This is a genomic window from Rhizobium cerradonense, from assembly GCF_030182455.1.
Lineage (GTDB): Bacteria > Pseudomonadota > Alphaproteobacteria > Rhizobiales > Rhizobiaceae > Rhizobium.
Genome location: NZ_JAQJCK010000043.1, coordinates 1 through 11926, shown reverse-complemented (window position 1 = coordinate 11926; position 11926 = coordinate 1). Strand labels below are relative to the sequence as shown.

9 protein-coding genes and 1 pseudogene are annotated in these 11926 nt (G+C 51.1%); 2 read left to right on the top strand and 8 right to left on the bottom strand.

Going from position 1 to position 11926, the window contains the following annotated elements:
* Positions 1-248, top strand: a 248-nt coding sequence (locus PH547_RS33010; RefSeq protein WP_285170407.1) for a transposase domain-containing protein, incomplete at its 5' end; no start/stop codon positions are given.
* Positions 249-540: 292 nt separating this feature from the next.
* Here the strand turns inward: PH547_RS33010 and PH547_RS33005 are convergent.
* The 8 genes from PH547_RS33005 to rfbG form a co-directional block, all read right to left on the bottom strand.
* Complete coding sequence (locus PH547_RS33005; protein ID WP_285170436.1) at positions 541-2925, bottom strand: hypothetical protein; 2385 nt, start codon at positions 2923-2925, stop codon at positions 541-543.
* Between the two features lie 154 nt (positions 2926-3079).
* Positions 3080-5026, bottom strand: coding sequence for a DUF7024 domain-containing protein (locus PH547_RS33000; protein ID WP_285170435.1), 1947 nt, complete (start codon positions 5024-5026; stop codon positions 3080-3082).
* Complete coding sequence (locus tag PH547_RS32995; RefSeq protein ID WP_285170434.1) at positions 5023-6333, bottom strand: NAD(P)/FAD-dependent oxidoreductase; 1311 nt, start codon at positions 6331-6333, stop codon at positions 5023-5025. Before PH547_RS32995 ends, PH547_RS33000 begins: the two co-directional genes overlap by 4 nt.
* The gene (locus PH547_RS32990) at positions 6330-7373 is read right to left on the bottom strand and encodes a lysylphosphatidylglycerol synthase transmembrane domain-containing protein (RefSeq protein WP_285170433.1); all 1044 of its coding nucleotides are present in this window, start codon (positions 7371-7373) and stop codon (positions 6330-6332) included. Before PH547_RS32990 ends, PH547_RS32995 begins: the two co-directional genes overlap by 4 nt.
* Complete coding sequence (gene rfbF, locus PH547_RS32985) at positions 7373-8149, bottom strand: glucose-1-phosphate cytidylyltransferase (RefSeq protein ID WP_285170432.1); 777 nt, start codon at positions 8147-8149, stop codon at positions 7373-7375. The genes PH547_RS32990 and rfbF overlap by 1 nt, the downstream gene beginning before the upstream one ends.
* 14 nt (positions 8150-8163) lie before the next feature.
* Positions 8164-9141 carry a glycosyltransferase family 2 protein gene (locus PH547_RS32980; RefSeq protein ID WP_285170431.1) on the bottom strand — a complete coding sequence of 326 codons (978 nt, stop codon included), beginning with the start codon at positions 9139-9141 and terminating at the stop codon, positions 8164-8166.
* Positions 9141-9974: an NAD-dependent epimerase/dehydratase family protein gene (locus PH547_RS32975; protein ID WP_285170430.1), complete on the bottom strand. Its 834-nt coding sequence runs from the start codon at positions 9972-9974 to the stop codon at positions 9141-9143. The genes PH547_RS32980 and PH547_RS32975 overlap by 1 nt, the downstream gene beginning before the upstream one ends.
* Positions 9971-11053, bottom strand: a complete 1083-nt coding sequence (gene rfbG, locus PH547_RS32970; protein ID WP_285170428.1) for a CDP-glucose 4,6-dehydratase — start codon at positions 11051-11053, stop codon at positions 9971-9973. The genes PH547_RS32975 and rfbG overlap by 4 nt, the downstream gene beginning before the upstream one ends.
* Positions 11054-11569: 516 nt before the next feature.
* On the opposite strand from rfbG, the pseudogene PH547_RS32965 reads away from it, so the two are divergent.
* Positions 11570-11926, top strand: a pseudogene (locus PH547_RS32965) (hypothetical protein); the annotation flags it as partial.

Below are 11926 nucleotides of genomic sequence, written 5' to 3'. Positions count from 1 at the left end.
TAGACAACAACATTCTCGAACGGGACATCAGAATTTTTTGTACCGGACGAAACAGCTGGCTGTTCAGCGACACACCTGCCGGCGCCAAAGCCAGCGCCGTCATCTATAGCCTGATGTTGACTTGCCGGGCCTGTGGCGTCGAGCCATTCGCATGGTTGAAATACGTCCTCACCGTACTGCCGCAGCGTCCAAACGACACCGATATCGAGGACCTGCTGCCCTTCAACTTCAAAAAACAGACCGCCTGACGCGCGCCCCTTCGAGCCACTTTACGGCGTGCACCCAAATGCGCGCTTACTTTTGAATAACGGCTTTGGCTAACATGAGCCTCGATTGAAAGGAAGCGTGCAATCGTCGCCGCAGAACTCCCTGGAAGCCTTCTGGTCGTCCGAGAAACGCGATATCTTCATCCTCTTCCGTTACAAGCGAAATCTCCGCGGTAACAATCGGTCGGTTACACTGGAGAGGCGGAACTGGCCTGCGTAACCGCGTCGCCATGGCGCTTACATTTAGCGAATGCGGGTCGGTCAGTAAGGGCTTTCAATGAATTGGCCAAAGCAGCCCAAAAGCAATTTTGCGCGCATCATTTGGAAATTCGCGCTCACCGTTGTTCGCCGTCAGGTTGATTGAAGCCGCGCCATTTTCATCGAAATGAAGGCATGTGGTCGTCTTCGAAGGCTCAACAAAGTTAGCACCTTTCGGAACGGTGATTTTTTTACTTTCCGCTGCGGTTTGGATCTGTATCGCGAGATCTGGATCTCCCCAGACATTGACGAATTTAAGCGTCGGGCAATAGTCATCGCTCGCATATTTTGGCCGAATAAGATCAATCTTCACCGTGCGCGACGCCCACCGAAAGCTCGTATTTTCCACGGTTTCAATCGCGTAAGCACCAGCAGTGTTAACCAGCATCTCAGGAACCGCCCTTAGATCCATGGCCGATTTGCCGTCATTTACAAGTTTTATCATAAAAGCGTTATCGCCAACCGGCTGAACATATCCGCTTCCATGCATTGTCGTTGACGGCTGCAACACCTTGACCATATCTGTCGCGCTTGTAAGGAAGGCTTGCTCCTTTTCCGTCCCGATGAATTTCGGGTCAAAGTGTTCAACCCGCTTAGGCCCGAACAAATAATATCCGTTGAACCCTTCTTCGAACGGAGAATCTGTCGAAATATAAACCGTACTATTTCGAGCCTCTCGCCAAATGAAATCCATCGCTACTGCGGTTATAGGATTTGAAGAGCCTCCTGATGCCGTTACTGTGGGAAGCAGGGAAAGTGTCGATGAGAGTTCTTGATGGTCCTTTGCTAGGCCACCCGCGATAACGAAAATAGTTATGGCTAGGCTCGCCAAGTTGGCCACCGGCACGCGATACAGCAATGCATACGCACCAATCAGCGCGTAAACAGCGCCAAACGCACCTAAGTACCACTGAACGGTATCACGGGATATATCCCAAAGATTGAAGTCCGGAAGAAGATGGAGCCCCAGCTTGACGTTCAATAAGGCGAAAAGGGCTGTCGCCGGCAAAAAGCAAAAAAAGGCGAGATAGAAAGGCGTTCTGAATTTCCGAGAAAGAATAGGGGTTACTACAATACTTGCGAGTGCGAAAACACAGAGCCATGAATTATTGGCTGGGTTCATTGACAGAAGAAAATCTCGCGCGGTCGTGATTCCATCGAGAGGTGGATAGGAGGCGGTGATGGGCAAACCGTTTTGATATCCAGTTATGATATGCCCGGTTACTGGCATAATTGCCGCAATCACGCTCACGCAAAGTGCTGGAACGAGAGCAAAGCCATAGGAAAATTTTTCAGCGACGAGCAAACTACGACCACGAACTCTATTTGCGATCAAAAGCAGAATTAATGTGCCAACAAAGCCCGCGACGAGCGCGGGAAGCAGGGAAACGAAATGGCTATCTGGCGTGGCAAAGACAGCATGAACACCAATTATGCCGACGATTAGCGGATATATACACCAAATTGCTTGCCTAGCTGCGCGCGATAGCATTCGGCCACCAGAAAACGCAACATAAAAGGCCCAAAAAATCATCAAAAAAGGAACCACAACTGCGCCCAGCAAAATGGCCGCAGACATAAACAGCCCCGGTTCGTTCGTGACGGCTTCGGATTCGTCGTCGGCGAGCGCCGCAAGCGAAGCGAGAGCCATCAAAATTGCAAACGCCGAGTCTTTCCCCGTCGAAAAGAGCCCGTAAAGGCCAAACTGGCTCAACGTCAGACCGCAAAAGATAATCGCTGCCGCCAAAAGCGTGTAATTGAATCCGAAACGGCGCGCCGAATATAATGAAACAACTGCAGCTAGCGAAAATAGAAGAATTTTGTTTGCGGCCGCCGCGGTCGCTACCGGCAAAGACCAGAGCAGAAGAGCTGGGATTAGTGTCAATCCGCCAAAACCTGCCTGAGTAGGTATTTCTAGGCCACCAAAGAATAGATGGAAGAGCCGTGCACTCGGGCCACCAGTTATCTGATATCCCCCATCCCAGCCGAGCATAAATTTTTGGACCTGAAATATCTGAACAGAATCAAGGGTATTCGGAAATCTAATGGCCGCGAAAACTCCGATAATTATGCCAAGCGCGGCAAGCACGAACAGCGGAGCATCGATCGTGATCTGCGACCGCGGCGCCAGTCGTATCCCGACGAGTGCGATCAACAAATTAATCGCAACTATAATTGCAGCGATGTGAAGTGGATGTGCGGGATTAGCAAAAGTCCAACAGCCAAGAAAAATGATTGCATTAATATGGACGCCAAGGGCAAATGAAGAAAGCAGGGCCGACGCCTGACCGTCGCGGAACTTCATGCCGCGCGTGCGGAGAAATTGTTTGAGCCCCCATCCAGGTAACATGACACAAATTAACGCCGAGAAGACGCCGATCATCAATATATCTATTGTCAATACAAGTTCCCCGACGAATTCCAATTTTATTCAACCCGCGAAGCTGCGGAAGCTGATCCCATAGAAAGCTCGAACACAGTCGTGCGCTTACCTCCAGTGCGGACACGAGGAATTTAGTCTCTGACCCCTTTCATCCGGGCATCGCGTCTCGAGCTCAACCTGGTGCAAGGATGAATTTCTCCAACCCAATTCCGAGCCTCCGGCCGTCGCTTGAAACGCCCAGCTCCTGCGGCGATTGTGGATTAGATATGTTTATATGAACAGAAGTCATTCGGGATGGACAAGCTTTGAACGAGAGAGGCACCGAAATAGTAGCTGCCTCCGCGATCTTCCCCGCCCAAACCGTATTTTCGTCTTGTTTGATATCGAGTGTCTGTTCGCCAAAGGGGTTTAATTTCAGGACGAGAGACAAAGCTCTGTTCGGCGACAGCGTGGCAAGTTTTTCACACGGCAGGATGAGCGTCGCCGCCTTGCCATTTGACCACATACCCCATTCCTCGGGTGAACTCCAACCGGTTCCGATTGCAAAATTCCCTGGCTTCTTCAGCCCGACTTCATATTCGCGGAGAGAAACCGACTCGGCGAGCGCAGTCAGCTCCTGCGTTTCAATATTCACGTAGAATGCCTCGCCGTGCACTCCCAAGTGATTATTGGCATAGGCCGTCAGTTTTTCTTGGTCATCGAGGCAATAGGCTGGAGCAGCAACCCCGTTCCTATCAGGTCCGGGATAGAGTAATAGTCTGCGACAATCGGGGCCCAATACACCTCTGATATTCTGGCTATATATTCCTTCTCCGTATCCAGAGTACCGTTCTGCGAATATCTCCGCCGGCGGTGTGTAAAGCGAGGGAAGATATCTCTGCACTGCGTAAGATAGTGCGGTCGGCGTCGTATAATTCTCTCCCAAATTCGGCCGGTCATGAAGGAGAGAAAAAATCACGGCGATTACGCCGGTTGTCCCCCAGAGATAAGGCCGCTTGGAAAGTTTGCTGATTACGAAGAGAAAGATTGGAAAGAACAGAGCGATATACCAAAGGGCATACCGCGCGACGCTCGTGGTAGCGCCGGAGTTTAAGTTCGTTGTCGAAGACTGAGCGTAAAAACTGATCGCATAGTAAAGAAAAACGAATACCGCAAACGGCACATCGAATGTAATAGACGATTTGCGCCTATGGTACAGGGCAAGCGCGGCGGCAGCTATTAGCACAATCAGTCCTAGAGGCCAATTTGGCAGCAGCCCGATATCAAGATCGAGGATCCAAATGTAGAACAAGGAAAGCTCGCCGCCCAGCGATGCGCCACCGGCCAATAGCTGGGGCGTTGGAACACCAAGCCGCATAAGGTAGTAAAGGGGATGCATAAGAACCGCGAGCGCCGTGGCGATAAGCGCCAAAACCTCCAGCGCGGTGTATGGGCGGCTTCTTTCGAGGACAAATCGGTAGGCGAAAGGCACAAATGCTACAAGGGCAAAGCTCGGATTCTGAGTCGAAGCGATTGCCAGCATCATGGCTCCGAAGGCATATCGCCTCGAATAGATGAAGATTACCGCGGCCGTTGTCAGGCAATACGTAAAAAATTCAGTGTGGACTTTGTTAGTAAACCATACGATTGGCGATCCAAACGTCATCAGTATGACTGCAACGATGCCGCGCCAGCCTGCATAATAATTGGCAATTGTTACCAAAAACAACAGCAACAGGAAATGAAGCGCGAGAAAGCTTTGGTGTATGGTCAGAGTTACACCGACAACAGACGCAATTTTCCAACAAATGACCGCCGCAAAACTATAAAACCAAAAATGATTGAAGTCGCTTGTGTCCCCTGTCTTCAATGCGGGGAATTGGTTTGCGACAATGTCGGAGGGCACGAGGGCCCTTATGTAATTCGTCGAATAAAGAGCATCGTACGCCTTGTACGCGGCGGTGGTCATCCACGGCTTGTGGTCAACCACCCAGGCCAAAAACATCGCATAATACTCTGATCCGTCTCCAACACGGACGGGATGCAATTTTGCAAGCCAAACGAAAACAACCAGCAACAAAAGGATGGCCCCAAAATAAGGCTTGAGGCCCTGAGAGGTAAATCGCTGGGCGAATGTCATTTTCCGGCAACCACTCCAGCGATGGTCCTGCCTTCGCGGATTGCGTAGTTTGTCCCTCGATCTTCTGGATAAATCTGCGCCATAGTCGATATAAATGCATTCACAAATGGGGTCTTGCTGCCGGGAACATAGGTCGAATAGTTCCTTTCAGTGACCGGTTGCGCGAATTCCGAACGCCATACCTTGTAGTCGATTATCCAGGATTCCTCCATTGCAGGAAACATACGCTTCAGGTGCTTCAATGCAAACTGGAAATATTCCTCATCACTAAACGACCAGACGGGATCTTCGACGGCGAGATATCTGGAAAGATAAGCAATATGAGAACCATCATAGTTCTCCGGGCTATCAAAATTAGTATGCTCGATTACGCCGACGAACGGGAAACCTGGGTCATTGACGTTTAGCCAATAAGTCTCTGAAAGACTTTGGCGAAGCCGCAAAACTAAGCACATATTGCCGAGATATTTTACCTTCCGCAGCGTGGAAAGCCACTCCGGACGAGCGGCGGATTCGAACATATCTGCGATTAGAGGAAACGCAGGGGTGAAAATGAACTTGTCGGCGTCAAACTCTCCCTCATCGGTTCTTAAAGCACGAATAGTTTGATCGCTGGTCGTTATTCCCGTAACGGGCGTCCCAAATCTTACTTCGCCGCCATGCTCCCTGATTGATTTCACAAGTGCCTCGGCAAGCCTACCGAAGCCACCCTTGAAATAAGCCAGTTCCTCGCCCCCTTTACTATTTCTGGTGCCGCCCCGCAAAACCAGCTTTTTCCACATCCAGACGGCGTTCACGGCTTCAGCGAACACCGAGAACTTTGCCTCCACCAGAGGCTCCCATACAATCTTATACACCCTTCGACCGCAAAGCCCTTCGAGCCACTCGCGAATACTCAGATGTTCGATAGACTTCCAATCGCGAATACGTCGCACCTGAAAAACGAGCAATCCTAACCTCACGCGGTCAATGAGGGACAAAGCGTTGAATCGAAGCAAATCCAATGGGGAGGAGAGGCGCCATATACGGCCGTTGAAGTACATGCCGGTTCTAGTTGGCAGTAAAAGAACGTCGCCATCCATCCCGAGTTCCTTCACGAGCTCGGGAACGTAAATGTCGTTATTAAACCAATGATGGTAGAATTTTTCGAGTTTAGTTCCGTCACTAAACTCGAACGTTCCTGCCAAGCCCCCTGCGGTCTCATCCGCTTCGAGAACGAGAACCCGTTTCCCCTGCTTTGCAAGCACATGGGCTGCAGTAAGTCCCGTAAATCCTGCACCCACTATCACAACATCATACTGGCTCATATGTTTTCACTCTTCTCAACTAACATGCCTTCGTCAGAGCGAGCGGCACTAAATAGGGCCGGGCTCGCCCACATAGCGATCGCGCCGACGATGGTTGTCGGTAACCACAGGGCAAGATGAACTAAAACAGCATAGCTGCCGGCTAGGGCCGTACTACCTCCTGTCAACGATATCGCAAAGAACGCAGCCAAATGGAACGGACCGATATATCCGGGTGACGATGGAATGAGGGTCGATAGTGTGGCAAGCGCCATCACCAAAACAGCTGTTGTTATTTTCGCCTCGACGCCGAATCCGAGCAGAACGAAGTAAAATAGACCGGCCTCTCCGATCCAAATTAGCATCGAAATTGCGAGCAGCGCAGCCAAGACCTTGGGGCGCGACATCGCTTCGAAGCTTCCCAAAAGACCGCTGACGGCAAACGAGGTCTTGGACAACAATCCTCGCCACACTTGGGTTGAAGTGCGTTGGCCAAAACGTTCAAAGAATTGCGCGAGCTTTCCGCTGAAGAGAAAACCAAACGAAAGCATGAGCCCGCCCACAACAGCCATGGTGATCGCAGTAGTGACGAGAGACGGCGGAATGGCGGCAGCGCTGGCGGCTGAGAGGCCAATCGTCAAACAAAGTAGCAATGTCATTAGGTCGATAAGCCGTTCCATCACCAAACTGCTTGTCGCTGCTGTTTTAGTGGCGCCCATCGCTCTCGGAAAAATCAACGCCCTAACTACGTCGCCAAGACGCAAGGGCAGGATGTTATTCAGCGTGATTGATCCAAGAAAAGGAGCCGCGCAGTTTTCAAAGGAGGCCGAGACACCCGCTGAGCGGAGCATTATGGACCATCGAAATATTCTCAAAGCATAGTCTGCAGCGAGGGCGCAAATGCCCCATCCCAAGTATATCCAATGAAAATGTTCGATTGCATCGAGCACTTCCGTGGCATTTATCTGCCATGCGATGGCCGCAAGACATATTAATGTTATACTTGCACCAACGGCATGTCGTATCCATGCGTGCCTTTTCCGAGTCACTTTCTTCGCCATCAATTAGTCCAAACGCGCCAGGGAGCTTTATCTTGCGCCCAGAGGTTCTCAAGTTCCCGCTTATCTCTGAGCGTATCGCATGGCTGCCAGAATCCGTGATGGTGGAAGGCACCAAGTTGGTTGTCCTTGGCAAGATTGGACAGGGGTTCGCGTTCCCATGACATCGCATCGCCATCGATGTAATCGATGGCAGAGGGTTCAAGAACGAAGAAGCCGCCGTTGATCCAGCCGATTTCGTCGCGTGGCTTCTCTTCAAAGCTCGTGACACTATGTGAGCTGTCGATATTGAGTACACCGAACCGCCCGGGGGGTTGTACGGCGGCAACCGTCGCGATCTTCCCGTGACTGCGATGAAATTCAATCTCTGCACCAATATTAATGTTTGCCAACCCATCCCCATAAGTCACGCAAAACGTCTCGTCGCCGACATAGGAGGCGATTCGTTTCAACCGCCCGCCTGTCATCGTATCAGCTCCGGTATCTACCAGAGTAATATTCCAATCTTCTGATTGACTGTTGAGGATCTTGTGATCTCCAACTTTAAGATCAATAATCATGTCAGACATGTGTCGGTGGTAGTTGAAAAAGAACTCTTTAATGACGTAACCCTTGTAACCAAGACAAACGACGAAGTCTTTGATGCCGTGATGAGAGTATATTTTCATTATGTGCCATAGCAGCGGACGTCCGCCGATCTCAACCATCGGCTTTGGCTTCGTGTCAGACTCTTCCGCAATTCGAGTGCCGAGGCCACCCGCAAGAATTACCGCTTTCATCGAGATTTCTGCTCCTACAGCTTAATTTCGGACGCCTGGAAGTTCAGGCTATGCTCTACAACAGCGATCGGTTCGGCGCGCAATATCAGGTATATTCGAAGAATATACTCCCCAATAATTCCCAAGAGGAAGGCATTCAATCCGATTCCGAAGAGAACTAGGATGTGAATGCTAGCGAGACCCTGAGGCAACTCGGGATGAAAGAGGCGAAACACAACATAGTACGCCGCGCCTAGCAGGCTGGCTGCCAATATGACACCTCCTACAAACGAGGCCGCGCGGAGAGGAACGGTCGAGTGATTTAAGACCGCCGTCATGCCTAGGCGAATGAGGCGCATAACGTTGAACTTGCTCTGACCGGCAACTCTTGCGTCCCGGTCATAAGGAAGCCCTGCTTGTTTGAAACCAAAACCAGCAATCATTCCCCTCAAATAGGGGCTCGGCGACTTTATTTTCGCCAGCACATTAATGACTTTCCTATCGACTAACCTAAAGTCTCCCACATCTCGCGGTATTGGATGTTCGCTCAATTTATCAATGGCCCAATACCCGAGGCGTCGAAAATTCGATATGAGCAAATTTTCCGGCCTTGTGCGCCGTACGCCGTAGACTACCTGATATCCTTGCTGCCAAAGCTCAAAAAACTGTTGCAGCATCTCAGGTGGATCCTGCAAATCGGCATCAATTTGCATTACCGCATCGCCCTGCGTATGGAGATAGTTGGCAAGTATCGAGCGCTGGAACCCATAGTTTTTGGAAAAGCGTATTGCCTTCACGCGGGAGTCTCTGTGCGCTAACTCGGTGAGCATCGCCCAGGTGTGATCACTGGAGTGATTATCTGAAAACACAAACTCAAGGCTGCATTTGTCTTCCATCTGGGCAGCCAGTGCCGTCAAACGCGAATACAGCGTTTGGATATTCCCTTCTTCATTAAGCACGGGAATTGAAATGGAAATCAGTGGCTTTTCTCTTGCAATCACTCTCTGATTCATCATCCTTCCGCCCTGAATCCCCCTAGGCACTGCTCCATATATTTCACAATGGCAGGGAGAGCATCCCTAAACTTCATAGATTCCGCAAAATCTGGCTTGGAGAACGACGTATGGTAGTTTTCCTCCTCGGGTTCGGGACGGGCTCCAATCTTGAGGAGTGCCTCGGCACCGAATGCGGAAAAGAGCGTTGTGGAAATATTTCTTAGAGTTACGGGTTGACCGTGACTCAGTTCCACGATCCCTGGTTTCCAGTTCGTCGAAAAGCGATAGATTGCCTCAGCGTCATCTTCAAAATGATGATATTCGCGCAGCTGCTTCCCCTCCGTCATTTCGAATGGCGAGCGAGAACGGAGTGCATTGAGTATTTGCCCCAAAAACATGAAAGGGGAGGGCTCGCCTATGCCATATAAAGTGTGCAATCTGAAATGAGCGACAGCGCGATCGTTTGAAGCCGCGTGCGACACATAACGGCTCAGCGCGACCTTGCTTTGAACATACGCATTGCCCTGTGACAATAACGTTTCCATAATTGTCCCAAAAGTAATAACCCGAATTCCGAGATCTGTTACGTTTTCAATAATGTTAACCGGCAGTGAGTAGTTAATCCTTGAAAGGTCCGTATCGCTGGCATGGGGATCGAGCAAGCCGGACGCCACAAACAGGGTAGAATGTGTCCCCGCCCAAGGCTGAAAATACTTGGAAATCTGGCCACCAGAATTGGGCTTCCACCAATCCTCGTAGACGTGCCGGCTCAATGAAATCGTGTCGCTGCCTTCGAAACGGGTTCTTATCGCTTGTCCTAATCTGCCGGCGCCGCCTATGATGAAAATCATTGAGTGATCTTCCCGCGCCACGCATCAATCTGCTCGAGCGTTATGCTTAAGGCGGAAGAGGGATTGTCGTAGTAGCGACGGTACCAGACTGCCGTCTCCTTCACTACTTGATCTGTGTCCCAAGCTGGTCTCCAACCTAGCTGATTTCGAGCCAACGTGCTATCCAGAGCGAGAGCTACTGCTTCCGGCAGTGGGTTGTCCATGAATGCAAGATCTGGCCGTTGCCAAGAATCCGACATTAATGTCAGTACGTCCCGTACCGTATATTGTTTGACATCCTGCGGTCCGAGGTTCCACGCTCTGGCGTAGTGCATAGGATCTTCAGAAATCAGACCCGCCATGATCAGCAGGTAGCCATGTACCAGCGCCAACACATGTTGCCATGGTCGTGTAGCCTCCGGATACCTCAACGTTAGCCGTTCATTGTTAATGACCGCGCGAACAAAGTCAGGGATCAGTCTATCAGCGGACCAGTCGCCACCTCCTATAATGTTACCACCACGCGCGGTAGCGATCGCAGGGCCTTTTCCGTTCTGGTTGGGAAACGAAGCTGCGTAACTTTGAATCACCATCTCCGCGGCGGCTTTTGAAGCGCTATAGGGATCTTTTCCCCCTAAAGGATCATTTTCGCGATATGGCCAAGACCACTCATTATTCTTGTATACTTTGTCGGTGGTAACGCAGAGAACGCCCCGAACGCTTTTGACCATGCGGGCGGCCTCAAGCACATGTGCAGTTCCCTGGGCGTTCACCAAAAAAGTCTGTACGGGCTCGTCATACGAGCGTCTGACCAAAGGCTGGGCCGCAAGATGAAGGATCAAATCGGGCTCAATGCGAGAAACTGCCGCTAGTAGCCGTTCATAGTCACAAATATCACCGAATGTGGTGTCGACCGCGTCACTCGCGGCGTCGAATAACGTGGGGGAAGTCTGAGGTGGCAAAGAATATCCTGAAACATCCGCTCCAATAGCGTTCAGCCACAAACTAGCCCATCCACCCGTAAAACCAGTGTTGCCGGTTATCAGTATCCGTTTTCCTGCCAGTGTTTTTTCAAACGGAGCTTGCTTTTCAGTCGACATAGGAAATCATCCGTAAGTTTGTGGCTTGGTCTGTGGACGCGAACTAGGTCGAGGAAGACCGAGGTTTTTTAATCGCCTTCTAATCGGCACTTTTCAGGATGTCGAGGGGCAAGTGAGCTAGTCTCCCAGTTGTCCGGGGATATGAGCTTAGTCTCGCCTAAAAGTTTGAGCTAATTTTGAGCTAGCTTTCACAGTTGCAGGATGCAATTTTGGAAGGGTGCGGTGCGAAGCCATTTTCGATTCCGCAGCACCGCACACCGAGATAGAAGCGTGCAGTCTGAGCCATTGATCCTGACAATAGCAACTTTACGCCAAACGGCTCCGGCAGCCCGCCCACAATTGCGCCGATCAGTGCGACAGGCCCCGCCGTCAGGCAAGCCTTAACGCCGAGTTTAGCAAGTTCGCGCTATAGTCGCGTCATAACTCTCTCGGGCATTGGTACGTTTTACATGATCTATGGTGCAGCGACGGCGACACCTCAGCCGCCATGTTGGGCGGCAACAGGGGCAGCCGAACATGAGTAGCGCGACGGACACGGCCGGCTTCAGTTCGACGACGTCGTCGGTGCTACGGATTGCGCTGATCCAGAGTGCCGTGGTCTTCTTGGTGGCGGCGGTGTGGCAGCAGCGATGGGGAACCATCGTCGACACGAGCTGGCTCATCACGGAAGCAGAGCGGGTACTCAATGGAGAGCGGCTCTACGTCGATGTGATCGATAATAACCCGCCGTTTTCGATCTGGCTTTTCCTGCCGGCGATCATAGCGTCGAGATGGGCAGGGATCGCTCCCGAAATCGGTATCTATCTTTACACCTGCCTCGCAGTGGTCGTGGGTCTGGGTTTATCGGCCGTAATCGTCCGGCGGGCGGGCTTT